We start from the raw sequence: 24570 nt of genomic DNA on the forward strand, positions 1-24570 counted from the left end.
GAACTGGGTAATGTGACGGCCATGACACAGACGGCGTTCAAGACGACATGGGACAAGCTGTTCATCGGTGGTCAGTGGGTTGAACCGTCGACCTCGGAGGTCATCGAGGTTTTCTCCCCCGCGACCGAACAGAAGGTCGGCCAGGTTCCGCTGGCCGCGAAGGCGGATGTGGACGCCGCGTGCGCCGCAGCCCGCAAGGCATTCGACGAGGGCCCGTGGCCGCGGATGTCCCCGAAGGAGCGCGAGGCGGTGCTCGCCAAGGCCGTCGAACTGATCGAGGCCCGCGCCGAGGAGTTCAAGCACCTGCTCAAGCTGGAGACCGGCCAGCCGCAGACCATCGTCGACATGATGCAGTACGGCGCGGCGATGTCGACCCTGCAGTTCTACGCCTCGGCTGCCGACAAGTTCGCCTGGCAGGACATCCGCGACGGGCTCTACGGCCAGACCCTGGTGCTCAAGGAGCCCATCGGTGTCGTCGGCGCCGTGGTGGCCTGGAACGTGCCGTTCTTCCTGGCCGCCAACAAGCTGGGCCCGGCGCTGCTGGCCGGCTGCACCATCGTGCTCAAGCCGGCCGCCGAGACGCCGCTGACCACCAACCTGATGGCCGACGTGTTCGCCGAGGCCGGCCTGCCCGAGGGCGTGCTCTCGGTGGTGCCCGGCGGTGTCGAGACCGGCCGGGCGCTGACCGACAACCCGGCGCTGGACAAGTTCACCTTCACCGGCTCCAGCGCGGTCGGCAAGGAGATCGGCAAGATCGCGGCCGAGAAGCTCAAGCCGTGCACGCTGGAACTCGGCGGCAAGTCCGCGGCGATCATCCTGGAGGATGCCGACCTGGATTCGACGCTGCCGATGCTGATCTTCTCCGGCCTGATGAACTCGGGGCAGGCCTGCGTGGGCCAGACCCGCATCCTGGCCCCGCGGTCGCGCTACGACGAGGTGGTGGAGAAGGTGGCCGCCGCGGCTGCCGGGATGCAGGCCGGCACCCCCGATGACCCGGCCGCCATGATCGGCCCGCTGATCAGCGAGAAGCAGCGTGAGCGCGTCGAGGGCTACATCAAGAAGGGCGTCGAGGAGGGTGCCCGCGTCGTCACCGGCGGCGGCCGCCCCGAGGGCCTGGACAGCGGCTGGTTCGTGCAGCCGACGGTGTTCGCCGATGTGGACAACTCGATGACCATCGCGCAGGAGGAGATCTTCGGACCCGTTCTCGTGGTGATCCCGTTCGACGACGAGGCCGACGCGGTGCGCATCGCCAACGACTCGGTGTACGGCCTGGCCGGTTCGGTGTACACCACCGACTACGCCAAGGCCGTGGAGATCGCCAAGCAGATTCGCACCGGCACCTACGGGATCAACATGTACGCCTTCGATGCGGGCGCACCGTTCGGTGGGTACAAGAACTCCGGTATCGGCCGCGAGTGTGGGCCGGAGGGCATCTCGGGCTACTGCGAGTCCAAGAGCGTGCTGCTGCCGTTCGGGTACACGCCTGAGTAAAACTCGATAGACCGCGAAAAGGCCTGCGCCGGATTGATTCCGAGCGTGGGCCTTTTCTGTTAGGCCGCCGGCTAGCGGGGCGGCTCCGTCAGTTTGGGCAGCGGGGTGTCCGGTGCCGGCTTCCCGGTGAACAGTTTCGCCGTGGCCGGGACCGGGCCCACCACATAGGAGCGCACGACCGGGTTGTGCGCCTCGCCGGTCCAGCAGTCGGCCATGATCCGGTTGGCCTGCGCCGAGCTCGCCGAGAAGGTGAGATCGATGTCGACGGTCACGTGGTCGGTGCCCGCGCCGGTGACGCGCGCGGCAATATCGCACGGCGGCGGGCCCGCCATCCCGGGCGGGATGACCGAGGTGACGGCGGGTGCGTGGAAGTACACCGTGGCCACGGTGCTGCCGTCCGGGCCAGGGGCCGTCAGGTAGCCGATCAGGTCGAGCTGACCACGGTTGGCCGGCGGCTGCGGCAGGAACGCGGGTACCCCGGGCAGGACAGCCGGCGATGACGCCGTGGTGGTCGTGGCGGACGCGGGTGTTGTTGGTGTCGCGGTGTTCTCATGCGCGCAGGCCGTGACGAGGGCTGCGGCCGCCAGCACCCCCGCCGCGGCCTTGGGGATCACCATGGGGTGACTGTAACCGAGCTCTGCGGGATGAACCCGTGATGCGTGCTCCTAGAACGCCCCTTCGGGTAGCTCCATCGGCGCCAGCCCCATCGCCTCGATGACCGCCCGGTCCGACGCCAGCCGCGGCAGCACGTGCCCGGCGAAGAAGTCCGCCGCGCCGATCTTGCCGAGGTAGAAATCGCGGTCCCGATCGGTGGCGCTGTCCAGCGCGGCATGGGCGATCTCGGCGTGCTCCAACAGCAACCAGCCGATGAACAGGTCGCCGACGGCGAGCAGGAAGGGCACCGAGGAGAGCCCGACCCGGTAGAGCTCCCGCGAATTCTCCTGCGAGCCCATCAGATATCCCGTCATGGCGGTGACCATCGCCGTCACATCCGCCAGCGCCGTCCGCAACAGCGCGCGCCCGTCGGCCAGTTCCGGTCTGGCGTTGTCGCGGTCGAGAAATGCCTGGATGCGCCCGACCACATGGGACAGCGCCCCGCCCTGATCGCGGGCGATCTTGCGGAAGAAGAAGTCCTGCGCCTGGATGGCGGTGGTGCCTTCGTAGAGCGAGTCGATCTTGGCATCGCGGATGTACTGCTCGACCGGGTAATCCTGCAGGAAGCCCGAGCCGCCGAAGGTCTGCAACGATTCGGTCAGGCATTGGTAGGCGCGCTCGGATCCCACCCCCTTGACGATCGGCAGCAGCAGGTCGTTGACGCGCTCGGCCATCGCTTCATCGGCTCCCGACACGATGGCGGCCGCCGCCGGATCCTGGTGCGCGGCGGTGAACAGGTAGAGCGCCCGCAACCCTTCGGCGTAGGACTTCTGCACGAGCAGGGCTCGGCGCACGTCCGGGTGGTGCAGGATGGTCACCCGCGGCGCCGTCTTGTTCGACATCTCGGTCATGTCGGCACCCTGGATCCGGGTCTTGGCGTACTCCAGCGCGTTCAGATATCCGGTGGACAGGGTGGATATCGCCTTGGTACCGACCATCATTCGCGCGTACTCGATGATCTTGAACATCTGCGCGATACCGCTGTGGGCATCGCCCACCAGCCAGCCGACCGCCGGTACCCCGTGCTGACCGAAGGTCAGCTCGCAGGTCGCCGATGCCTTGAGCCCCATCTTGTGTTCCAGCCCGGTGACGAAGACCCCGTTGCGCTCCCCTGGCGCTCCGTCGTCGTCCGGGATGAACTTGGGCACCACGAACAGGGACAACCCCTTGGTCCCCGGCCCGGCACCTTCCGGCCGGGCCAGCACCATATGCAGGATGTTCTCGAACAGGTCGTCGGTGTCACCGTTGGTGATGAACCGCTTGACCCCGTCGAGGTGCCAGGTGCCGTCGGGCTGCTGGGTGGCCTTGGTGCGGCCCGCACCGACATCGGAGCCGGCGTCGGGCTCGGTCAGCACCATGGTCGCGCCCCAGTTCCGCTCGACCGACTGGACGGCCCACTGTCGCTGCTTCTCGTTACCGATTTCGTAGAGGATGCTCGCCAGCACCGGTCCGGCGAGGTACATGAAGGCAGCGGGCTGGGCGCCGAGCGCGAATTCGTTGATGGCCCACGCCAGCATCGCCGGTGCAGGCACCCCGCCGACACTCTCCTCCAAGCCGATCCGGAACCATTCGCCGGACTTCCACGCCCGCAGCGATTTCTTGAACGGCTCGGGAATGCTGACCACATGGGACTCGGGGTCGAAGGTCGGCGGATGACGGTCGGTCTCGGCGAAGGCCTCTGCCAGGGGGCCCTCCGCGAGACGGCCGGCCTCGTCGAGCATCTGCCGGACCGATTCGCCGTCGAGATCCCCGAACTGGCCTGTGGCCAAGATCTTTTCGAGTGCGTAGACCTCGAACAGGTTGAACTCGAGATCCCTGACGTTGCTGCGGTAGTGCCCCATGAGGCGAGCCTATCGGCCGACGCGGTCAACGCCCTGGGAATCGCCCAGGGTGGGCATGCCGCCCGGTCGGTTCCGGCGGGCTAACTATGCACTACACCATATTTCCCCAGTGCGCCGATGGCACCCGCGTGGGTGTTCATCGATTGTTAACCCACCACCAGGCGTTTTGACGGGACCGCCGATGGTCGACGGCGCGTTCCTGGTTTATGCTCGAAGCCATAGATAGGAGGCACACGATGTTGCTCATCGAGCTCAACGTCGCCGGCCACCGGTGCACACACCGGGTGGACCAGCCCCGCCGTACCTTCGATCGGGTCCGGGCCCGACTCAACCCGCGCACCATGCAGTGGCGTCCGTCGCGGGCGGCCTGACCCGCAAGCGCGGGTCGACGCGGCGCGCGATGCTCGTCTCCGCGGTCGACGTCCTGCGCGAACGCGGCGCGGCCGGGGTCACCATCGACGAGGTCCTGGCGCGCAGCGGCGCACCGCGCGGTTCGGTCTACTACCACTTCCCCCAGGGCCGCAGTCAGCTGCTCATCGAGGCGCTGAACTATGCCGGGGATTCCCTCACCGAGGTCATCGACGCCGCCGCCGACCGCGGCGGCATAGCCCTGGTGCGACAGTTCGTCGCCTTCTGGGAACGCGCACTGGCGGGCAGTGCGTACACCGCGGGCTGCCCGGTCATGGCGGCAGCCATCAGCTCCACCGAGGATGACTCGGTCCTGGCCACTGCGGCCGGCGAGATCTTCGCGCGGTGGCGCGACGCGCTGAGTCAGACCTTTCGCAGGGACGGTTTCGAGTCCGCCGAAGCCGAATCGCTGGCCGTCATGTGCATCGCCGCGCTGGAAGGCGCGGTGGTGCTGTGCCGGTCTGCACGCACCCCCGAACCGCTGCACCAGGTCGGTCACCAACTCGAATTCCTGATCAAGTCAAGGGAATTCGTGCGAGTGTACGGAATTCCAGGTCGCTAGTAGCCGAGCAGATCGGCAAGTTTCACCAGGACGTCGACAGTCTGCGCGACGGTGCTCAACTTCGAGTCCAGCGTCTGCAGTGCACCGACGACCGCCGCGGTCGCGGAGCCGAGGTTCACCGACGTGTTGGTGGTCACATAGGTCAAGGTGTTCTGGACCACCGTCTGCGCCGCCGTCACCGCAGCCTTGACGTATTTCAGGTACGGCGCAACCTTTTTCAGCGTCGCCAACGGGTCAGTGGCCGTGGTGGCCGTCGTGGCAGTGGTGGCCGTGGTCACGCTGGCAGCGGCTGTCGCGGTCTTGGCCACCGCTGTCGTGGCACTGGCTGCCACGATCTTCGAGGTCGTGGTGGTGGCCACCTTCGCGGTGCTGGCGACGCCGGAGTGACCACCGCCGAGCTTGCGCGATGCGCCGAGGAGCAGCAGCTCCGCGGGTGCCGGTGGCGGTGTGGCCGGATCGGCCGGGGCGGCCTTCTTGCTCACCTTGGCCGGCTTGATCGCCGCGGCCACCTCGGTCCCGGTCGACGACGGCACCGTCACCGCGTCCACCTTCGGCACGCCACTCGAGGTGTCCGAGACATCCTGCGCCGGAGACGATCCTGCGCTCGTATCCGATGCCGATCCGCTGTCCTCGCCTGACGAGCTGCCGGCCACGGTCGAGCGCTTACGGGGCTTCCGCGTGGTCGACGAGGCGCTGTCATCCTTGGACGCCGCGCTGTCGTTCTTGACCGCACCGCTACCGCTGCGCCGTTTCCCGCCGGGGGTCTTGGTACCGTCGGCCGGTTTGGTGGCCGACGGTCCGGACGCGGCGGATGCCGAGGATGCGCCCTGGGACGACTCGGTGGAATCCGCGGCAGCCGTGCCGCATCCCAGAGTCACCGCCGCACCGATACCCAGCGCCACGGCCAGACCGCCCACGCGCCCGACGTACCCGGCAGCTTTCATGCTCGTCTCCTTCGCCCTGTGCGCCGGCGCCGATGCGTCGACATTGGCAGCAGCGTAAATTACTTCCCGTCGCCGTGCGGAGTTAGCTGAAAAACTCGGGCAAACTTCCTTCCGGAGACACCCGCGTCGGCCGGCCCGCCGCGATGCGACTGAAAGCCATTTCCCGCCAAGGTGTTTCGCCCGCAATGCGGTTCGATAGTTCGCTGATCGCGAGCCGCCCGACGCGCCGCACCTCATGGATGCTCGTGTGCCGGGCACACTCCAACGCCGCGATTCGTTGAACCAGCAAATAGTCATTCAGGTGCCGGAAACACACTGAAAACACCGGCGATCGGTGCGCCAGCAACGCCGGTACGGTGGCCTGAGACCGGCGATCCCGACAGCGCAGGCCGTGCATCCGATTTCGGCAAATTCCGGCACAACTTCTGATCACCCTCTCGGCCAAGGGTTTTCAGGAGAGCGATGATATTGCAAACGGCACCATCGGAGCACGGTCGTTCCCCACCACGCCGAACAGGCAGCAGGCATACCGGCGGGAGCCAGCGGCGCAATATGCGCCCCGTCCGCGACGTACGACGGTCGCCACGCACGACGTCAGGTTCAGCAAAACGCATCGCCGGCGCGAGCGGGACCGTGCACCGCTGCGGTCCGGCAGGGACCGCGGCGCACGCGCAGCCACCGCGACGCGCCTCCGGAGTTGCCACAAGTCGCGGAGGGTGTGAGGTCAGTCCGCCGGAGCGGCAACCCAACGTGCGCAGATGAACTCGCCATTGACCGCCGACTCGGTCAGCGTCCACTCCGAGCGCACCGGCAGTACCGGGGCGCCCTTGCCGAGAGTGCACGGCGCATAACTCACGATCATCTCGTCCACCAGCCCGGCCTCGACGAACTGCGCGGCTACCACCCCGCCACCGACCACCCATACATGGCGGTCTCCCGCCGCGGCCGACAGCTGCGGATGCAACGCGGTGACGTCACCGTGGAAGACCCGGACCGGGTGCCCGTCGGCGACGATGCCCGGGCGGCTCGTCAGCACCCAGGACGGCTGTTCGTACATCCAGTCACCTTCCTGGTTGCGCACCAGCCACTCGTAGGTCTGCGACCCCATCACCAGCGCCCCCACCGAGGCGGCGAACGTCTCGTAGCCGAACGGCCCGGCAGCATCGATGTCCCGGGTGAGCAGCCAGTCCAGGCTGTCGTGGTCGTCGACGATGAATCCATCCAGGCTGGACGCGGTGTAGTAGATGGTGGCCATGACCGCGAGTATGGGTCCCGGCACCGACATCTAGACTCCCTCACCAGTGAGCGAATTCGAAGCGCTGTGCGCCAACGACGGTGACCTGGCCGAGCTGCGGGCTTCGGTCCGGCGGTTCATCACCTCCGACCGGGCCGCGCACGGCTGGGAACCCCAGATCGACTCGTGGCTGACCAGTTGGGACGCCGGTTTCAGCGAGCGGCTGGCCGACGCCGGCTATGTCGGGCTGACCATCCCGTCCGAGTACGGCGGCCACGGGCAGGGCTTCCTGCACCGCTACGTGGTGACCGAGGAACTGCTCGGCCAGGGCGCTCCGGTGGCCGCGCACTGGTTCGCCGACCGGCAGGTGGCGCCGTCGCTGCTGTCCTACGGGTCCGAGGAACAGCGCCGCCGGCTGTTGCCGCAGATCGCGGCGGGCCGGCTGTATTCGGCGATCGGCATGAGTGAGCACGGCGCCGGCTCGGATCTGGCGGCGACCGCCACCCGGGCCACCCGCACCGACGGCGGCTGGGTGCTCAACGGGACGAAGGTGTGGACCAGCGGCGGGCATCGCGCACATTTCGCGATCGTGCTGGCCCGCACCAGTCCGCTGGATCCCGAGCACCGGCACGCCGGTTTCAGCCAGTTCATCGTCGCGCTGGATTCCCCCGGCATCACGATCAGCCCGATCGTCACGCTGGACGGGCACCACCACTTCAACGAGGTGACCTTCGCGGAGGTGAGGGTCGGCGACAATGACGTGCTCGGTCAGGTGGGCGACGGCTGGCATCAGGTCACCGCCGAGCTGGGCTTCGAGCGCAGCGGCCCCGAACGGATCCTGTCGACCGCGATCCTGATCTTCGGCGTGATCCGCGCGCTGGGTCCCGATGTCGACGACCGCACCGCGACGGCCGTGGGTGACCTGTTGGGCCGCGCGATGTCGCTCCGTCAGCTGTCGGTGGCGGTGGCACGCGATCTGGCCGCCGGACGCGATGCGGCCACCCGGGCCGCGCTGGTGAAGGATCTGGGCACCCGCTTCGAGCAGGAGTCGGTGGAACTGTGCGCCGATCTGCTGGAGTCGGTGGACGATCCCGGCGGGCTGCGTGCCGTGCTGGACACGGCGCGGCTGCATTCGCCGATGTTCACGCTGCGCGGCGGGACCAACGAGGTGCTGCGCGGTGTGATCGCCCGCGGTCTGGGGGTGCGCTAGTCATGGATGAGCTCGCTGCGCTGGTCGATGACATCGGCCGCCGGTCCTATGACGCCAACTTCGGGAAGCGCAGGCTCCCTGAGGTTTTCGATGCCGAGCTGTGGCAGAACCTGGACGAGACCGGGCTGAGCCGGCTCACCACCGAGCAGGGCGCCGGCCCGGCGGAGTCGGCTGTGGTGCTCGGCGGCCTGGCCCGCTACGCCGCGGCCGTCCCGATCGCCGAAACGGACCTGCTGGCCGGCTGGCTGGCCCGGCAGGCGGGGATCGCGGTGCCCGAGACCGGGCCGCTGACGGTGGCGATCGGCACCGGCGGGACCGCGACCGGCGTGCCCTGGCCGCGAGCGGCGACCGTCGTCGTGGCCGACCGATCGGCGGAGGGCATCTCGGTGGGGCTGGCGGCGGATCCGCAGATCACCGACGGCCACAATCTGGCCGGCGAACCGCGCGGCATCCTGGCCTACGACACCGTCGGCCTGCAGCGCCTGGACACCGCGATCGGTGCCGAACTGGCGCGCCGCGGCGCATGGGCGCGCTGCGTCCAGATCGTCGGCGCCTTCGATTCCGTGTTGGAGCTGACCGTCGCGCACACGTCGGAGCGGGTGCAGTTCGGCCGGGCGCTGAGCAAGTTCCAGGCGGTCCAGCATTCCCTTGCCGCCATGGCCGGCGAGGTCGAACGCGCCCGAGCAGCGACGGATCTGGCGACGGCAGCGGTCACCGAATACGGTTTCGCGGCGCCGCAGGCCGATTACGCGGTGACCGTGGCGAAGGTGGCCGTCGGGCGGGCCGTCACTCCGGTCACCACCATCGCCCACCAACTGCACGGCGCCATCGGCGTCACCATCGAGCACCAGCTGTGGTCGGCCACCATGCGGGCTCGCAGCTGGAGCGATGAGTTCGGCAGCACCGCATCCCACGCTCGACGGCTGGGCCGGCTGGCGCTGGACGCCGCCGATCCGTGGGACGTGCTCATCACGTGTCCAACACCTGGCTGACCCGGGCCTCCACATCACCGAGCCCGGCCAGGTCGATGCCGAACCGGCCGGTGAGCTGTTCGAGCACCTCCGCGGCCGACGCCAAGCGGATCTTCTCGGTGCTGCCATCGGTGTGGATGGCCAGATTCCGGCCGCGCAGATTCCACCGCGCGGTGTCGGTGACCAGGGCGACCGACAGCCCGACCACGAAGACCGCCGTCGGATAGGTCGACGAATACCAGGACCCGATGCTCAGATCGACCAGGGGCTGGGTGCGCAGGCTGAACTGGTACAGCGGCAGCCAGCCGCCGTGGATCTGGGTCTGCAGTTGCAGGCCCTCGGGGTGGTCCACCAGCCGGTAGGGCTCATGGCGGGTGTGCTGCACCGGTCCCGCCTGCAACCTGATCGGCGAGGACAGCGTCTGGCCGCCGAAGCCGACGTCGACCAGGAAGCGGCCGTCTTCACCCGGCACGGTGACGGCCAGCACGTTGTGGGTGATCCCGGTCTTGGGCGCGTCCGGTGGCCGCATCCACACCACCCGCCCCGCCAGACGGTCCACCCCGTACCCGAGGTGCTCCAGCACATAGGCCAGCAACCCGTTGTTCTCGTAGCAGTAGCCCCCGCGCCGGCGGCCGACCAGCTTGGCGGAGAGCGCCTCGGCGCTCAGGTCGTGCACGGGGATACCCATCAGCGGATCGAGGTTCTCGAACGGGATGGAGCGATTGTGCGCGGCCACGATGTCCCGCAGGGTGTCCAGGCTGGGAACCACGGGGTATTCGAGGCCGATTCGTGCGAAGTACGCCTTTTCCATTCCCCGGTCGCTACGCTCTGCCCCGCGAGCGGGAGGTACCCCCAGCCCGCCGGTGCTGTCGACTGTCATTTCTCTATCGTGAAGCATGAGCGACCACGGGTGATCTCCACCGCATCTCTTTGACCGCCCGACCGGGTCCGTGCAAAACTAGAACACGTTCTATTTTTCTGGAGGGGCAGATGACTGCTACCGAGATCGACCCCGCGGAGATCACCAAATTCGATCCCGGCCTCACCGAGAAGGTGATGGGGTGGCTGCGGCCGCTTCTCAAGGCGTACCACCGCTCCGAGGTGCGCGGCCTGGAGAACTTCCCCCCAGGCGGTGCGCTCGTGGTGTGCAACCACTCCGGTGGCCTGTTCCCCATGGATGTGCCGATTTTCGCCGCCGACTTCTACGAGAAGTTCGGCTACGGCCGCCCCGTCTACACGCTGAGCCACGCCATGCTCATGGTCGGGCCCACCGCCGACTTCTTCAAGAAGACCGGTTTCATCCTCGCCAGCCGCGAGAACGCCGATGAGGCGCTGCGCTCCGGCGGCGTCGTCGTGGTGTTCCCCGGCGGTGACTACGACGTCTACCGCCCCACCTCCGAGGCGAACAAGATCGACTTCGACGGGCGCCAGGGGTACGTGCGCGCCGCCATCAACGCGGGAGTGCCGATCGTGCCGATGGTCGGGATCGGCGGGCAGGAGACCCAGCTGTACCTGTCCCGGGGCACCTGGCTGGCCAAGGCACTCGGACCGGTCGCCCGGCTGGCCCGCACCAAGGTGGTACCGCTGTCGTTCGGTGTGCCGTTCGGCCTGTCGGCAGTGCTCCCGCTGAACGTGCCGCTGCCGTCCAAGATCGTCATGCAGGTCCTGCCCGCGGTGCACATCGACACGGAGTTCGGCGAGAACCCGGACATCGACGAGGTCGACGCGCACGTCCGCCATGTCATGCAGCGTGCCTTGGACGGACTAGCCGAGGAACGTCGCTTCCCGGTGATCGGCTGACGTGTAGTGGGCCTCCTCGACCCCGTCACCAACACCGTCGGCCTGCTCAGCACCATGGCGCGCGCCGGCGTCATCGCGCCACTGCGCCCGGACAAGTACCTGCGCATCGCCGCCGCGATGGCCCGGGAGAACATGAGCATCACCTCGGGTTTCGCCGCCGCCGCGCAGCGCTGTCCGGACCGGGTGGGTCTGATCGACGAGCTCGGAGCGCTCACCTGGCGGGAAATCGACCAGCGTGCCGATGCTTTGGCCGCAGGGCTGCAGGCCATCGGTTCCCCCGAGGTGATCGGGATCATGGCGCGCAACCACCGCGGGTTCATCGAGTCGCTGATCGCCGCCAACCGGATCGGCGCCGACGTGCTGTTGCTCAACACCTCGTTCGCGGGACCGGCGATGGCCGAGGTGATCGACCGCGAGACCGAGAACAAGGCTGCGGCCGTCATCTACGACGAGGAGTTCACCGCGACGGTGGACCGTGCGCTGGAGGGCAACCCCGCCATCACCCGCGTCATCGCGTGGACCGACACCGCGGCCGCCGATCTCACGGTCGAGAAGTTGATCCGCGACCACGTCGGCAAGACACCGGTGCGCGCCACCGAGAAGAGCAAGGTCATCCTGCTGACCTCCGGTACCACCGGTAGCCCGAAGGGCGCCAAGCATTCCGGCGGCGGACCCGAGGTGCTCAAGGCGATCCTGGATCGCACACCCTGGCGCACCGAGGAAACCGTCGTCATCGTCGCGCCGATGTTCCATGCCTGGGGGTTCTCCCAGTTGGCGTTCGCGGCGTCGATGTCGTGCACCATCGTCACCCGCCGCAGGTTCGACCCGGAAGCCACCCTGGCCCTGGTCGACACCCACCGGGCCACCGGATTGTGTGTGGTGCCGGTGATGTTCGACCGCATCGTCGAACTGCCCGACGAGATCCGCAACCGCTACAGCGGGCGCACCCTGCGGTTCGCCGCCGCATCGGGCTCGCGGATGCGCCCCGACGTCGTCATCAAATTCATGGATCAGTTCGGTGACGTCATCTACAACAACTACAACGCCACCGAGGCCGGAATGATCGCCACGGCGACACCGGCCGACCTGCGCGCCGCCCCGGATACCGCGGGAAAACCGGCCGAGGGCACCGATATTCGCATCCTGGATGCCGAGCACCAGCAGATGCCGACCGGCGAGGTGGGCACGATCTACGTACGCAACTCCACCCAGTTCGACGGGTACACCTCCGGCTCGACGAAGAACTTCCACGACGGCTACATGAACTCCGGCGATATCGGGTACCTGGATCAGGCGGGCCGGCTGTTCGTGGTGGGCCGCGATGACGAGATGATCGTGTCCGGTGGGGAGAACGTGTATCCGATCGAGGTGGAGAAGATCCTGGTCACCCATCCCGAGGTCGCCGAAGCGGCGGTGATCGGGGTGGACGACGAACAGTTCGGGCAGCGGCTGGCCGCGTTCGTGGTGCTGACCGGCGAGGGGGCCGGTGTCACGGCCGACGAGCTGAAGCAGTTCGTGCGGGAGAATCTGGCCAACTACAAGGTGCCGCGCGAGATCACCGTGCTCGACGAGCTGCCGCGCAACAGCACCGGCAAGATCGTGCGTCGCGACCTTCAGGAGCGTGTCGGTGGGTAAACGCAGAGCCCTCCGCACCCTGCTTGCCGCCACTGCCGAAACCGTCAACGCCGCCAACGCCTTCCGGCCGCTGACCCGCCGTGGCTACCCGGCGATCGGGGTGTTCGCATTCGGCTGGCCGACTGCGGAGAACGTGCCACTCGTGGTCGGCGGATCGGCGCTGAGCGCACTGCGGCACGCGGTGCGCGGTGACTACCGTTCGACCGGTGGACGAATCGCCTTGTTGCTCAAGGTTACCTCCTGGCTGGTACTGGCGGTCGTACATCGCCGCGGCGTGCGGTCCCGGCCGTATTTCGAAGACCCGCTCGATGAGGTGTTGGGACCGGCGTTCCCGTCGGTGCCCCCGCGTCCCGATGGGGTGTTCGCGACCGGCCGGACGCGGCGGCGGTACGTCGAGAAGACGGTCAGCTACGGGCCGTACCGCTCCAATGTCGCCGATGTCTGGGTGCGGCCGGATCTTCCCCGCGACGGCAAAGCACCTGTGCTGCTGCAGGTTCCCGGCGGTGCGTGGATGATCGGGATGCACCGGCCGCAGGCCTATCCGTTGATGTCGCAGCTGGCCGACCACGGCTGGATCTGTGTGTCCATCGGCTACCGGATCAGCCCGAAACATGCCTGGCCGGCGCATATCGTCGACGTCAAGCGCGCACTGGCCTGGGTGAAGGCCAATATCGCCGAGTACGGCGGTGACCCGAATTCGGTGTACATCACCGGGGGTTCGGCCGGCGGTCACCTCTGCTCACTGGCCGCGCTGACCCCCAACAATCCGGCGTATCAGCCGGGGTTCGAGGATGCCGACACGTCGGTGGCCGGCGCGGTGCCGATCTACGGCCGCTACGACTGGGTCACCGAGAGCTATCCGGACCGGCGCGAGTTCGGGTCGGTGCTGGAGCGGATGATCGTGAAGCTGCCGTTCACCGACAACCGGCAGCTGTACCTGGATGCGTCCCCCATCACCCATGTCGGCCCGGACGCCCCGCCGTTCTTCATCCTGCACGGCACCCACGACACGCTGATCCCGGTGGAGGAGGCTCGCGAGTTCGTCGAGGCGCTGCGCGCGGTGTCCACGGCCCCGGTCATCTATGCGGAGATCCCGGACGCCCAGCACGCCTTCGACATCTTCGGCTCGGCGCGCGGGCACTACACCGCGTCGGCGGTGGAACGTTTCCTGAACTGGGCGCGGGCCACCCGGCCGGAGTGACGGTGTGAGCAACCTTGCATGCAAGGTTGCATGCAAGGGGCGTAGAGTCACCTCCATGAGCGAGGGAGACTCCAGCGGACAGCGTGCCTACCAGACCACCAAGGACCAGATCCTGTCCGGCGTGGTACGCGGCGGACAGCTGCTCAGCGAGGTCGAGGTCGCCGCGTCCCTCGGGGTGAGCAGAACGCCGGTGCACGAGGCCTTCCTCCGGTTGGCCGCCGAGGACCTGCTCGAACTGCTCCCCCGTCGCGGTGCCGTCGTGGTGCCGGTGCCGCCGCGGGAGGCCACCGATCTGCTGGAGATGCGGCTGGCGCTGGAGTCGGCGGCGGTGCGCAGGCTGTGCCGCAACCCCGACGCCGTCGACGCGTTGTTCACCGAACTGACCGAGTTGATCACCCTGCAGCGCGAGGGCGCCGCGGCCGGCGACGAGAACCGGTTCGCCGCCGCCGATGACGCGTTCCACCACCGCATCGTCGACGTCGCGGGCAACGCCATCGGGCAACGCTTCTACGGCTCGCTGCGGGACCGGCAGCGCCGGATGATGGCCGCCGCCGTGCGGTCCGACACCGCCCGCGCGGCACGGCTGATCGATGAGCACGCCCTGCTGGCCGACGCGATCGCGCGTCGCGATCTGGCCGATTTCGAGGCCCTGCTGCTGGCTCACCTGCAGGCGACCTACGGGGTGGTGCTGTGAAATCCCCAGTCCGGCCCTGGGCCGCGGTCGCGTTGGCCGTCTTCTGCATCGGCTGGGGCGGCAACCAGTTCACCCCGCTGCTGATCGCCTACGCGCAGCACTCCGGTTACACGCGTGTCGACGTCGACATCCTGCTCGGCGCCTACGTGTTGGGCCTGGTGCCGGGACTGCTGGTGGCCTCCGCCCTGTCCGACCGGCACGGGCGCCGGCCCGTGATGATCGCGGGTCTGGTGAGCTCGGCGCTGGGCAGCATCATCCTGGCGGTCGGCGATGACGCAGGTTTCGCAGCCCTGTTCGGCGGGCGACTGCTCAGTGGTCTGGCCGTGGGCATCGCGATGGCCGTGGGGTCGGCCTGGATTGCCGAATTGTCAAGGCCACCATATGATTGCGCACCCGCGGGGACCGGCGCACGGCGGGCGTCCATCTGGCTGTCGGTCGGGCTCGGGACCGGACCGCTGTTCGCCGGGGTGCTCACCGCGTTCGCGCCGCTGCCGCTGGTGTTGACCTACATCGTGCATGCGCTGCTGTGCCTACCCGCGTTGTGGGCGGTGTCCTACCGAGCGGTGGAGACCCGCGATGAGGCACACGACAGTGGGGCTTCGCTGCTGGGGCGGCTGCGGGTGCCCGCCGCGAGCCACCGCCGATTCCTGCATGTCGTGGCGCCCATGGCGCCGTGGATCTTCGGCTCGGCAGCCATCGCCTATGCGATCGTGCCCGCGTTGGTGGCCGACCGGCTCGGTTCCTGGGCACTGCTGTACACCGCGGGGCTGACGGTGCTCACCCTCGGCTGCGGTGTGGCGGTGCAGCCGATCGCGCGCCGCCTGGACGACCGCTCGAGCGCGCGTGCCGTCGTGGTGTCCATGGTGCTGATGGCCGCCGGTGTGTTCGCCGCGGTGGCCACCGCGATCACCCGGTCCCCGGTCGTCGCACTGTTCGTCGCGATGCTGCTGGGCAGCGCCTACGGAATTGCCATCGTCTCAGGCCTTTTGGAGATTCAGCGGATCGCCGAACCCGACGAGCTGGCCGGGATCTCCGGGGTCTACTACTCGTTGGCCTACGTCGGCTTCCTGCTGCCCGCGGTGCTGGCCGTGCTGGCGCACTACTTCAGCTATCCGGCCATGCTGACCGCGCTCGGTGTGCTGGCGGCGGTGTGCGCCCTGCGCTGCGCGACGGGGTGGTCCAAGCACCTCGAGCGCCCCGCCGCCGCAGCGGTGGGCTGACCGCACGCCAGCGAGATCACCGAGGCGCGATCAGCACAATCCGGTGTGCCGGCAGATGACCGGCGGCACCTGGGGCGACGGTAATTGCGGCATCTTGGGCGGCGGCGGGAGCCGGGGGTGGAAGCCTCCGCGATTGCCGTCATTACCTCCGCCGCCACCCGGGTCGGCGGGAGCGGGTGCGGGCGCAGGCTCCGCCGGCGGAGCCCCCGGTGGTGGTGGCGGCGCCGGCGGCGCGGGAGGCAGTCCGGGTGCGGGCAGCTTGGCGGGCATGATCCAGATCGCGATCGACTGCGGCGTCAGCCCGTAGCCCGCCGGTGCGGCCGTGAGCGCCAACTGGGTGGGCAGCATATCGGGCCTGAGGTGGAAGAACACCCACCCGTCGGCGTCGGCACTCACCGGGGACACCAGGGGCGGCGACGTGAGCACGGTGGGCTTCGCGGTGGGGATGTGTTCGCCGCTGCTGACGTACAGCTGAAAGCCGCCGTTCGGGCCGGTGACGTCGATCGGTGCGGTGACCCCGGTGAGGGAGACCTCGATCCCGACCTCCAGTTCGCTGCTGGTCGGCTGGCGCACCACGGTGAGGTTGTCGGACTTCGGGGTGATCGTGGCGCCCTTGGCCGTCAGCGCCGTCCCCAGCTGGGCCATACCCGGAAGAATCGACACCGCAGCCGGGCCGGTGCTGGCACTGGCGCTGACGGACGACGTCTCGGCCATCGGCGGGGTTGCGGGCCCGTACGAACAGCCCGCCAGCACGACGGCCGCCGCGAGGACCGAGGTTGCGGCGCCCAGGTGCGCTGGCCATTCCATGGGTGTCATTCTGACGTATACCCGACGCCTGTGAGCGACTGCCTCAAACCATCGCGTTCTCGATGACGGTCAGATCCTCGGAAATCCCTGCGGCACGGCGGATCTCGCGGAAGTCACGCACCATCGCCTCGGTGACCTCGTGCGGGTCTTCCACCGTTGCGGTATCCGAGATCACCGAGATGTTGAGCTGGTCCACGTAGCTCCACACCGTGATGTTCAGTCCGCTGGCCGCGGTGAGCGGGCCCACCGAATAGATCTCGGTGACCGTCGCGCCACCGACTTTGCCCTGCTCCCGGGGCCCGGGGACATTCGAGATGTTGAGATTGAGCACCTTGTTCTGGCCGTCCTTGTCCGAAAGCCGGCGGAACAGGCCCTCGACGGCGGCGGGCGGCATATACGACGCCCACCGCGCGACCAGTTCGGGACCGATGAGCTGATTGCTCTCCTTGGCCAGCGCGGCGTCCGCACTGGCCCGCTTCACCCGTTCCAGCGGATCGGCGAGGTCCACCGGCAGTGCCATCAGCACACCGGTGAACCGGTTGCCCGAGATCCGTTCCGGGGAGAAGTCGAAGCTCATCGGCACCGACGCCAGCAGCGGGTGATCGGCCTTGCCCTCGTAACGCAGCTGCAGTGCGCGCAGCGCCCCCGACGACATGGCCAGCACCATGTCGTTGATGGTGGCGCCCAAAAGTTTTCCGGTGGACTTCACGTCGGCCAGTGCCAGCGTCGCCGTCGCGAAACGGCGTTCCGGGGTGAGCACGTGGTTCATGAAGCTCGGCGGCGGGGTGAAGGGACGGGTCAGCTCGGGCCCGAACTTGCGGCTGCTGCGACGGACCCGGCCCACCCCGGCGGCGGTGTACTTCACCAGACCCGGCAGCCTGCCGATCTGCCGAAGATGATCGGTGAACGCCGTGCGCACCAGCTCCGCCCCGGACGGCGCCGGATCGGTGGCGTAGGAGTCGCGGTCCCGCTGCGGCCCGTCCTGCAGATCCATCCCCCGGGCGAGCAGATTGGCCGAGGCGACACCGTCGGCCAGCGCATGGTGGATCTTGCCCACCACGGCGATACGCCGGACCGGATTGTCGGCGGTGCCCCCGTCGGCCAGTCCCTCGACGAAGTACATCTCCCACAGCGGACGGCTACGGTCCAGTGGCGTGCTGGCGATCTGCCCGATGGCCTCGTCCAGCTCACGGCGGCCGCCCGGCGCGGCCACCCGCCACGGCCGCACGTGGTACTCGAGGTCGACATCGCAGTTCTCCCGCCACATCGGGTGGTGGAACTTGAACGGGATGTCGACGAGTTGATACCGGAACGGATCCAGCTTGTGCAGCCGGCTGTGCAGTACGTTGCGAAAATCCTCGACGCCGAAAGTGCGGTCACCGAGACCCTCGAGCGCGATCACCGCGATCTTCAAGGTGTGCATGTGCACATTCGGCGCTTCCGAATAGAGCAGGAACGCGTCCCACCCGCTGAGCCTCTTCACCGGCGTTCCTCCCCGTGCGAGGAGTCTATATAACTGCCTTTGCCTGTCTCGCCGGGGAGTTTCGGTGAATTTGGTTGAGGAACAAGCCGATTGCGGTGGCCATGGGACCGGTGCGGGCACCGTCGGTCATATCGAAGGCATGGCCGGCACCGGGTAGCTCGATATAACCGACCTCGGAGTCGGACACCGCACCGAGTCGTTCGACGAAGCTGCGGGCCTGCTCGACCGGAATGACCGAGTCACCGGTGCCGTGGATGACCAAGAACGGCGGGGCATCCCGGTGGATCTGGGCGATCGGCGATGCCTGCCGGAAGACCTCCGGGTGACGGTCGATCTTGCGCTTGACCACAACGCGTTCCAGGAAGTCGACAAAGCGCATCCGCTCCTCGGTGGAGCGATCCTCCCAGTCGTAGCGGCCATAGATACCGATGACGGCGTCGACCGAGGTGTCCGAACCGTCGGGCAGATCGCCCTGCAACTCGGGGTCGTTCGGGGTCAGGCCCGCGAGTGCGGCCAGATGCCCACCGGCCGAGCACCCGGCCACGGCGACGAAGTCGCGGTCGCCGCCGAACTTGTCGACGTTGGCCCGCGCCCACGCGATCGCCGCCTTCACATCGTGCAGGTGCCGGGGCCACCGGTGATGCGGGGCGACCCGATAGTCGATGGACAGGCACACCCAGCCCTGTTCGGCCAGATGCGACATCAGGGCATAGCCCTGCAGCATCCGGCTGCCGTGCACCCAGGCACCGCCCGGGACGAACAGCAGCACCGGCGCGGGTTCGGCCGGCAACTGTTTGGGCCGCCACACATCCATCAGCTGGGTCGGGCTGTCGCCGTAGCGCACCGACGTGCGGTACACATTGCGCCGGTACTGGAGGGTGTTCCACAGCGGTGGCTTCTGCTCCGGGGCCGGCCACTCCACGGCGAGGTCGGCGGCGGGCACCACGGCGCGCAGAGCCTCCGCAGCGATCGCGCTGGTCTGGTCGCGCTCCGCCTTGCGGATCTCGGCACTGCCCGGCGTCATCCACGACTTCGCGGACGAGGAGAAGAAATCCGGCATATGCCGGAATCCCCATACGCCCATCGCGGCGACCGCACCGAGCGGCTCCAGATGCTTGCCGATCACCGGCAGGGAAGCCGAGGCCACCGTGAGCGCCAGCATGCGGTCGGCCGGGCCGGCGGTCAGCAACCAGCGGGCGCGGCTCCACATATCGGATCCTGGGTATCGGGTGTCCGGGCGTGCCGTCATTTCGCGAGACTACCCCGCGGTAACCACCGCCGACGTGACAACTTGGCGAAGTTGTCTACCCCGGTCCCATATTGTGACCTGCGTCACTTCTACGTCGTTCGGTGAGCCGGGTAACTTCGCTGATCATGAGCAAGTCGGCCCTGGCCATCACCGAAGAACACCGGGACCTGGCCGCTGCGGCGGCCGGGCAGCTGCAGCGCTCGCACAGCCTCGCGGCCGCGCGCGCCACCCTGGAAAACCCGGGCGGCCACCCGTCGGCCCTCTGGTCGGCCGGTGCGAATCTCGGCTGGAACGGGCTGGCGCTGGCCGAGGAGTACGGCGGATCGGGGTTCGGGCTGGCCGAGCTGGCCGTCGTGGCCGAAGTGGCGGGCCGCGAGCTCATGCCGGGCCCCTTCCTGCCGACGGTCACCGCCGCCGTGACGATCGACCGGTGCGCCCCGGATACCGTTCGGGCGCAGCTACTTCCCGGACTCGCCGACGGCAGCCTGGCCGCCGCACTCGGGCTCAACATCAAGGTGACCCTGGGTGAGGACCACACCTCGACCGCCGAATGGCCCGCGGTGCTCGGCGCACCCGACGCCGACATCCTGGTGCTGGCGGCCGGTGCGGACCTCGTCATCGTGGCGGCCGACGCACCGGGTGTCACCGTCACCGCGCTCGAACCGCTGGACACCACCCGCACGGTGGGCGCCGTCTCCATGCGCGGCGCCCAGATTCCCGCCGACCGGGTGCTGCGCGGCGCCGCGCGGCGCGCCCGCACCGTGTTCCGCATCCTGGCCTCGGCCGAAGCGGTCGGGATCAGCTGGGCGACCCTGGACATGGCCGTCGAATACGCGAAGGTCCGGGAACAGTTCGGCCGGACCATCGGCACCTTCCAAGCCGTCAAGCACCACGCCGCGAACATGCTCGTCGAGGCCGAACAGACGACGTCGGCCACCTGGGCGGCCGCCCGCAACGATGACCTGGGCGCGGCCTGGTTCCCGGCGGCGATCGCGGCGTCGCATGCCATCCGCGCCCAGGTGTTCAACGCGCAGAACAATATTCAGCTCCACGGCGGCATCGGGTTCACCTGGGAGCACGATGCGCATCTGTACCTGCGACGGGCTCGCACCATGGCCACCCTGCTCGGTGACGGTGCCGACCCCCTGCTCGACGTCGTGGACGCACAGCGCAGCGGGGCCGCCCACACCGCGTCGTTCAGTGTGCCGGCCGAGGCCGAGCAGTACCGCCCCGCCGCCGCCGAAGCCGCGGCCACCGCGCGTGCTCTGCCGGCCGATCAGCAACGCGACTTCCTGGTCGACTCCGGCTACCTGGTGGCGCACTGGCCCAAGCCGTGGGGCCGGGCCGCCGATGTACTCGAACAGCTGGTCATCGAAGAGGAGTTCGGTTCGGCGGGCAGGAGCGCAGCGACCGGGGGATCGACACCGATCGACATCCCCGACATGGGCATCACCGGATGGGTGACCCTGACCATCGCCCAGGCCGGCACCGACGAGCAGCGCGCACGCTGGGTGGAGCCGGTGCTGCGCGGTCAGGTGATGTGGTGCCAGCTGTTCTCCGAGCCGGGTGCGGGCTCGGATGCCGCCGCCGTGCGCACCTCGGCCAAGAAGGTGGACGGCGGCTGGCAGATCACGGGTCAGAAGGTGTGGACCAGTCTGGCCCAGCATTGCCAGTGGGGCCTGGCGACGGTGCGCACCGATCCGGACGCGCCCAAACACGCGGGTGTCACCATGATGGCCGTCGATATGAAAGCGCCTGGAGTGACGGTCAATCCGTTGCGCGGGCTGACCGGCGACGCGCATTTCAACGAGGTGTTCTTCGACGACGTGTTCGTTCCCGACGCCGATGTGGTGGGCGAGGTGAACAAGGGGTGGCTGGTGGCGCGGGCGACGCTGGGCAACGAACGCATCTCCATCGGTGGGGGTTCGTCGGCGCCGACCGGCTTCACCCTCGATGAACTGGTCGAATTGCTCGACGCCGCACCGCCGTTGATCGCGACTGAGTACGTGCGCGCAGCGGGCGCGGTGATCGCCGAGGCGCACACCCTGCCGATGCTGAACCTACGGCGGGTGAGCCGCGCCATCGCCGGCACCGATCCCGGCCCGGAGGGCAATGTCACCAAACTGCTGCTGGCCGAACACACTCAGCGGCTGACCGAATTGGGGATGGCGCTGGCCGGCCCGGCCGCGGTAGTGGGAGCGAAGCCGACGCTGGCGCGCGCGTACCTGGGCAACCGGGCCATGACGATCGCCGGTGGTACGTCGGAGATCACCCGGAACACCATCGCCGAACGCATCCTCGGTCTGCCCCGCGATCCACTGCTGAAGTGAGCTGACTCAGCGGACGGCGGCGCGGCCCCGGATCCGGCCGAGCACCGCCAGTGCCAGCAGCGTGACCAGCAGCAGGATCGCGGTCGACGCGGCCGCCTGCAAGGCCTGGCCGCGATCGGTGAGCCCGAAGATGGTCACGGGCAGGGTTTTCCAGGTCGCCGGGTACACCATCACGGTGGCACCGAGCTCACCCATGGACAGTGCCACCGCCAGTCCTGCCGCCGCGCCGAGGGCCGGCAGCAGCAGCGGCAACGTCACCTGCAGCAGCACCCGCACCGGGCCGGCGCCCAGCGATTCGGCGGCCTGCCGGTAACGCGGGTCCAACCGGTCCAGCGCCGCCGATACCGCGCTGAACGCGAAGGCCAGTACCAGCACGGCGTGGGCCAGGATGACGATCCAGCGGGTGCCGCCCAACAGCAGCGGCCGGGAGTTGAAGGCGATCAGCAGACCGAGCCCGATGGCCACCGAGGGCACCGCGATGGGCAGGTGGAACACCGCATCGGTGAAGCGGCGCAACCATACCGGACAGTCCCGGGCGGCCAGCGCGGCCCAGGTCCCGAGGAGCAGTGCGAATGCGCCGGCGACGAAAGCGGTCTGCAGGCTCACCGAAAGGCTGGCCAGATTCTCCCCGGTGAGCGCCTCGCCGACCCGGCCGAGGCCCAGTCCCGAAGGCAGTGCACCCGTCCACGAGCCAGCCAGCCCGGCCAGCAGAACGGTGGCCAGCGGTGCGACGAACACGACGAGCACCACCACGCCGAACACGGCCAGTGCGACCGCCCTACTTCGCCGGTTCCACAACAGCATCGGCGCCGCCCCTTCCAGAGGTCATGCGGGCGAACATCATTCGGTAGGCGAGGTAGAGCCCCAGCGAGAGCACCACCTGCACGGCAGCGATCACCGCGGCGCCCGGCAGGTCGAAGGTGACGATCCCGCGGGTGTAGATGAGCACCGGCAGGGTGGTGACGCCCTTGGCTCCGGTGAACAACACGATGCCGAACTCGTTGAGGGTGAGCAACAGCACCAGGCTGCCACCGGCCATCAAGGCCGGCCATGCCTCCGGCAGCACCACCGAGCGCAGCACCCGCAGCGGGCCGGCACCCAGGCTGGCCGCCACATCGAGCTGGGCGCGCGGCACCATGGCGAACGCCGCCAGCAGTGGTCGCACCACGAACGGGGTAAAGAAGGTGATCTCCGCGGCGATCACGCCGGCCGGGGTGTACAGAACGTTCAGCAGCGGTGCCGGGTCGCCGCTCAGGGCACTGATCGCCGCGTTGACCGCACCGGCCGTGCCGTAGAGGAAGGTGAAGGCCAGGGTGATCAGGAACGACGGCAACGACAGGACGGTGTCGATGAGCCTGCCGACCAGGCCGGAGCCGGGAAACGGCACGAACGCCAGGATGACCGCCAGGAAGGTGCCCAGCACGAGGCAGCCCAGCGTCGAGCTCGCCGCGATGGCGACGGTGCGCCACAACGCATCCCGGAACTGTGCGGAGCCCAGCACCTCGGCCCATTTTCCCGGCCGGGTCGACTCGCCGAACACCCGCGCCAGGGGATACACCGCCGCGAACAGCACCACGGCCAACGGCGGCAGCACCCACCAGTGCGCCCGGTGGCGTCGCGGCGCGCGGGTGACCCGAGCCGTGTCGAGCAGCACGGCAGTACTCCCGGTCACGAGCCGGCCCGGACGAGCACTCCGGCCGGTTCCGGAATCCGCACGCCCACTTCGGTTCCCGCCTCGAAGTGGACATGTCCGGGTACGTCGATCTCGATGAGCTGGTCGGGCATGCTGGTGATCGTCAGCACCAGCCGGGTGACCGCACCGCGCCACATTGCCGCATTGACACTGGCGCGCAGCGCATCCCGGTCACCCAGCGATACGATGCGCAGGGCGTGCGGACGGATGCACAGCAGGGCGTGCGCACCCGGCGCCCAGTCGGCCTTGCCGACGGCCGGTTGCGGGGCCTCGGCGCTGACCGTCTTGTGCGAGACCGTCACCAACGCCGACGTGCCGATGACGCGACCGACGGTGCACGGAATCAGGTTGGCCCCGCCCAGGAATGCCGCCGTGAAGCTGCTCGGTGGCCGCTTCCACAGATTCTCGGCGGTGTCGACGTCCATCAGCCGGGCGTTGTTCATCACCACGATGCGGTCGGCCAGCGCCAGCGCCTCCGCCTGATCATGGGTGACGTAGAGCATGGCGGTATCGGGCAACGATTCCTTGAGCTGTCGCAGCTCGGCCAGCATCGACTGGCGCAGTTGGGCGTCGAGGGCGGCCAGTGGTTCGTCCAGCAGTAACACCCTCGGGCGGATCGCCAGCGCCCGGGCGATCGCGATGCGCTGCTGCTGACCTCCGGAAAGCTCACGTGGCAGCCGCTTTCCGTAGGCGGACATGCCGACCATATCCAGGGCCTCGGCGACCCGGCCGCCGATCTGGTCCCGGGGTACGCGCTGCGCCTTGAGCCCGAAGGCGACATTGTCGGCCACCCGCATGTGCGGGAACAGCGCATACGATTGCAACACCACCCCGATACCGCGCTTGGCCGGAGGCAGATCGGTGATATCGCGCCCATTGAGCCGGACCGCACCGGAGGTCGGCCGGACGAAGCCGGCCAGCGCGCCCAGCGCGGTGGACTTCCCCGACCCGCTCGGCCCCAGCAGCGCCACGGTCTCCCCGGTGCCGACCCGCAGGTTGAAGTCGACCAGCGCATGGGTGGCCTTGGCACCGCGGCCGTAACTGACTCCCACCCGGTCGAAGACGATGGCCGGGCCGGCCGTGACGGGATCACCGGATTCCCTGGGTCGTACGCCGGCACGTGCGACCTTGATCTCGGCCATA

At 68.7% G+C, this 24570-nt stretch carries 22 protein-coding genes; 11 read left to right on the plus strand and 11 right to left on the minus strand.

Annotation, left to right across the window (positions count from 1 at the left end; translation table 11 throughout):
• Window positions 1–21: 21 nt before the first annotated feature.
• Complete coding sequence (locus H7J86_RS12820; RefSeq protein WP_267291391.1) at window positions 22–1491, plus strand: aldehyde dehydrogenase; 1470 nt, start codon at window positions 22–24, stop codon at window positions 1489–1491.
• 71 nt (window positions 1492–1562) lie between these two features.
• On the opposite strand, the gene H7J86_RS12825 is transcribed toward H7J86_RS12820, so the two are convergent.
• Both H7J86_RS12825 and H7J86_RS12830 read right to left on the minus strand, forming a co-directional pair.
• A complete protein-coding gene (locus H7J86_RS12825; RefSeq protein ID WP_187097783.1) occupies window positions 1563–2108 on the minus strand; it encodes a hypothetical protein in 546 nt (181 codons plus the stop codon).
• Between the two features lie 48 nt (window positions 2109–2156).
• The gene (locus H7J86_RS12830; protein WP_090362950.1) at window positions 2157–3986 is read right to left on the minus strand and encodes an acyl-CoA dehydrogenase; all 1830 of its coding nucleotides are present in this window, start codon (window positions 3984–3986) and stop codon (window positions 2157–2159) included.
• A 236-nt stretch (window positions 3987–4222) separates the two neighbouring features.
• Between H7J86_RS12830 and H7J86_RS12835 the strand changes: the two genes are divergently transcribed.
• Both H7J86_RS12835 and H7J86_RS12840 read left to right on the plus strand, forming a co-directional pair.
• Complete coding sequence (locus tag H7J86_RS12835) at window positions 4223–4357, plus strand: hypothetical protein (protein WP_267291393.1); 135 nt, start codon at window positions 4223–4225, stop codon at window positions 4355–4357.
• Window positions 4358–4386: 29 nt separating this feature from the next.
• Complete coding sequence (locus H7J86_RS12840; RefSeq protein WP_267292917.1) at window positions 4387–4956, plus strand: TetR/AcrR family transcriptional regulator; 570 nt, start codon at window positions 4387–4389, stop codon at window positions 4954–4956.
• Here H7J86_RS12840 and H7J86_RS12845 read toward each other — a convergent pair.
• Together H7J86_RS12845 and H7J86_RS12850 are read right to left on the minus strand one after the other, a co-directional pair.
• Entirely contained in the window at window positions 4953–5900 is a 948-nt protein-coding gene (locus H7J86_RS12845; RefSeq protein WP_267291395.1) for a hypothetical protein, read from the minus strand. The genes H7J86_RS12840 and H7J86_RS12845 overlap by 4 nt on opposite strands.
• A 724-nt stretch (window positions 5901–6624) precedes the next feature.
• On the minus strand, window positions 6625–7155 hold the full coding sequence (locus H7J86_RS12850) for a dihydrofolate reductase family protein (protein WP_267292919.1): 531 nt from the start codon (window positions 7153–7155) through the stop codon (window positions 6625–6627).
• 46 nt (window positions 7156–7201) lie between these two features.
• Here H7J86_RS12850 and H7J86_RS12855 point away from each other — a divergent pair, with 46 nt between their 5' ends.
• Together H7J86_RS12855 and H7J86_RS12860 are read left to right on the plus strand one after the other, a co-directional pair.
• Window positions 7202–8344, plus strand: coding sequence for an acyl-CoA dehydrogenase family protein (locus tag H7J86_RS12855; protein ID WP_090362953.1), 1143 nt, complete (start codon window positions 7202–7204; stop codon window positions 8342–8344).
• Between the two features lie 2 nt (window positions 8345–8346).
• Window positions 8347–9336, plus strand: a complete 990-nt coding sequence (locus H7J86_RS12860) for an acyl-CoA dehydrogenase family protein (protein WP_267291397.1) — start codon at window positions 8347–8349, stop codon at window positions 9334–9336.
• On the opposite strand, the gene H7J86_RS12865 is transcribed toward H7J86_RS12860, so the two are convergent.
• On the minus strand, window positions 9314–10126 hold the full coding sequence (locus tag H7J86_RS12865; RefSeq protein WP_090362956.1) for an arylamine N-acetyltransferase family protein: 813 nt from the start codon (window positions 10124–10126) through the stop codon (window positions 9314–9316). The genes H7J86_RS12860 and H7J86_RS12865 overlap by 23 nt on opposite strands.
• Before the next feature lie 179 nt (window positions 10127–10305).
• Between H7J86_RS12865 and H7J86_RS12870 the strand changes: the two genes are divergently transcribed.
• The 5 genes from H7J86_RS12870 to H7J86_RS12890 are packed head-to-tail and all read left to right on the plus strand — an operon-like array spanning window position 10306 to window position 15865.
• Complete coding sequence (locus tag H7J86_RS12870) at window positions 10306–11115, plus strand: 1-acyl-sn-glycerol-3-phosphate acyltransferase (protein ID WP_090362958.1); 810 nt, start codon at window positions 10306–10308, stop codon at window positions 11113–11115.
• 6 nt (window positions 11116–11121) lie between these two features.
• Window positions 11122–12750, plus strand: coding sequence for an acyl-CoA ligase FadD12 (gene fadD12 / locus H7J86_RS12875; RefSeq protein WP_267291398.1), 1629 nt, complete (start codon window positions 11122–11124; stop codon window positions 12748–12750).
• On the plus strand, window positions 12743–13951 hold the full coding sequence (locus H7J86_RS12880) for an alpha/beta hydrolase (RefSeq protein WP_267291400.1): 1209 nt from the start codon (window positions 12743–12745) through the stop codon (window positions 13949–13951). Before fadD12 ends, H7J86_RS12880 begins: the two co-directional genes overlap by 8 nt.
• Window positions 13952–14006: 55 nt before the next feature.
• Window positions 14007–14645, plus strand: a complete 639-nt coding sequence (locus H7J86_RS12885) for a GntR family transcriptional regulator (RefSeq protein ID WP_267291402.1) — start codon at window positions 14007–14009, stop codon at window positions 14643–14645.
• Window positions 14642–15865 carry an MFS transporter gene (locus tag H7J86_RS12890; protein WP_267291404.1) on the plus strand — a complete coding sequence of 408 codons (1224 nt, stop codon included), beginning with the start codon at window positions 14642–14644 and terminating at the stop codon, window positions 15863–15865. The genes H7J86_RS12885 and H7J86_RS12890 overlap by 4 nt, the downstream gene beginning before the upstream one ends.
• A gap of 30 nt (window positions 15866–15895) precedes the next feature.
• Here H7J86_RS12890 and H7J86_RS12895 read toward each other — a convergent pair whose 3' ends face one another.
• From H7J86_RS12895 to H7J86_RS12905, 3 genes are read right to left on the minus strand one after another with little or no spacing between them, the layout of a single operon-like run.
• Complete coding sequence (locus tag H7J86_RS12895) at window positions 15896–16672, minus strand: hypothetical protein (RefSeq protein ID WP_090362965.1); 777 nt, start codon at window positions 16670–16672, stop codon at window positions 15896–15898.
• A 43-nt stretch (window positions 16673–16715) separates the two neighbouring features.
• Window positions 16716–18155: a WS/DGAT/MGAT family O-acyltransferase gene (locus tag H7J86_RS12900; protein WP_267291406.1), complete on the minus strand. Its 1440-nt coding sequence runs from the start codon at window positions 18153–18155 to the stop codon at window positions 16716–16718.
• A gap of 25 nt (window positions 18156–18180) precedes the next feature.
• Window positions 18181–19404, minus strand: coding sequence for an alpha/beta hydrolase (locus H7J86_RS12905; protein WP_170847440.1), 1224 nt, complete (start codon window positions 19402–19404; stop codon window positions 18181–18183).
• Between the two features lie 125 nt (window positions 19405–19529).
• On the opposite strand from H7J86_RS12905, the gene H7J86_RS12910 reads away from it, so the two are divergent.
• A complete protein-coding gene (locus H7J86_RS12910; protein ID WP_267291408.1) occupies window positions 19530–21734 on the plus strand; it encodes an acyl-CoA dehydrogenase family protein in 2205 nt (734 codons plus the stop codon).
• 6 nt (window positions 21735–21740) lie between these two features.
• Here the strand turns inward: H7J86_RS12910 and H7J86_RS12915 are convergent, their stop codons facing one another.
• Genes H7J86_RS12915 through H7J86_RS12925 form a run of 3 tightly spaced genes read right to left on the minus strand, consistent with a single transcriptional unit; the run spans window position 21741 to window position 24569 of the window.
• On the minus strand, window positions 21741–22538 hold the full coding sequence (locus H7J86_RS12915; protein WP_090362969.1) for an ABC transporter permease: 798 nt from the start codon (window positions 22536–22538) through the stop codon (window positions 21741–21743).
• Window positions 22513–23406, minus strand: a complete 894-nt coding sequence (locus tag H7J86_RS12920) for a 2-aminoethylphosphonate ABC transporter permease subunit (protein WP_372517264.1) — start codon at window positions 23404–23406, stop codon at window positions 22513–22515. Before H7J86_RS12920 ends, H7J86_RS12915 begins: the two co-directional genes overlap by 26 nt.
• The gene (locus tag H7J86_RS12925) at window positions 23403–24569 is read right to left on the minus strand and encodes an ABC transporter ATP-binding protein (RefSeq protein WP_267291410.1); all 1167 of its coding nucleotides are present in this window, start codon (window positions 24567–24569) and stop codon (window positions 23403–23405) included. The genes H7J86_RS12920 and H7J86_RS12925 overlap by 4 nt, the downstream gene beginning before the upstream one ends.
• Window position 24570: the final 1 nt, after the last annotated feature.

The sequence above is a fragment of the Mycobacterium hackensackense genome (assembly GCF_025822555.1).
In the GTDB taxonomy this organism is placed as follows: domain Bacteria; phylum Actinomycetota; class Actinomycetes; order Mycobacteriales; family Mycobacteriaceae; genus Mycobacterium; species Mycobacterium fluoranthenivorans.

Excerpts from the sequence above, each read along its gene's own strand:
- H7J86_RS12820 (WP_267291391.1), top strand. The coding sequence starts at position 22 with ATGACACAGACGGCGTTCAAGACGACATGGGACAAGCTGTTCATCGGT.
- H7J86_RS12825 (WP_187097783.1), bottom strand. The coding sequence starts at position 2,108 with ATGGTGATCCCCAAGGCCGCGGCGGGGGTGCTGGCGGCCGCAGCCCTC.
- H7J86_RS12830 (WP_090362950.1), bottom strand. The coding sequence starts at position 3,986 with ATGGGGCACTACCGCAGCAACGTCAGGGATCTCGAGTTCAACCTGTTC.
- H7J86_RS12835 (WP_267291393.1), top strand. The coding sequence starts at position 4,223 with ATGTTGCTCATCGAGCTCAACGTCGCCGGCCACCGGTGCACACACCGG.
- H7J86_RS12840 (WP_267292917.1), top strand. The coding sequence starts at position 4,387 with ATGCTCGTCTCCGCGGTCGACGTCCTGCGCGAACGCGGCGCGGCCGGG.
- H7J86_RS12845 (WP_267291395.1), bottom strand. The coding sequence starts at position 5,900 with ATGAAAGCTGCCGGGTACGTCGGGCGCGTGGGCGGTCTGGCCGTGGCG.
- H7J86_RS12850 (WP_267292919.1), bottom strand. The coding sequence starts at position 7,155 with ATGGCCACCATCTACTACACCGCGTCCAGCCTGGATGGATTCATCGTC.
- H7J86_RS12860 (WP_267291397.1), top strand. The coding sequence starts at position 8,347 with ATGGATGAGCTCGCTGCGCTGGTCGATGACATCGGCCGCCGGTCCTAT.
- H7J86_RS12865 (WP_090362956.1), bottom strand. The coding sequence starts at position 10,126 with ATGGAAAAGGCGTACTTCGCACGAATCGGCCTCGAATACCCCGTGGTT.
- H7J86_RS12870 (WP_090362958.1), top strand. The coding sequence starts at position 10,306 with ATGACTGCTACCGAGATCGACCCCGCGGAGATCACCAAATTCGATCCC.
- H7J86_RS12885 (WP_267291402.1), top strand. The coding sequence starts at position 14,007 with ATGAGCGAGGGAGACTCCAGCGGACAGCGTGCCTACCAGACCACCAAG.
- H7J86_RS12895 (WP_090362965.1), bottom strand. The coding sequence starts at position 16,672 with ATGGAATGGCCAGCGCACCTGGGCGCCGCAACCTCGGTCCTCGCGGCG.
- H7J86_RS12905 (WP_170847440.1), bottom strand. The coding sequence starts at position 19,404 with ATGACGGCACGCCCGGACACCCGATACCCAGGATCCGATATGTGGAGC.
- H7J86_RS12910 (WP_267291408.1), top strand. The coding sequence starts at position 19,530 with ATGAGCAAGTCGGCCCTGGCCATCACCGAAGAACACCGGGACCTGGCC.
- H7J86_RS12915 (WP_090362969.1), bottom strand. The coding sequence starts at position 22,538 with ATGCTGTTGTGGAACCGGCGAAGTAGGGCGGTCGCACTGGCCGTGTTC.
- H7J86_RS12925 (WP_267291410.1), bottom strand. The coding sequence starts at position 24,569 with ATGGCCGAGATCAAGGTCGCACGTGCCGGCGTACGACCCAGGGAATCC.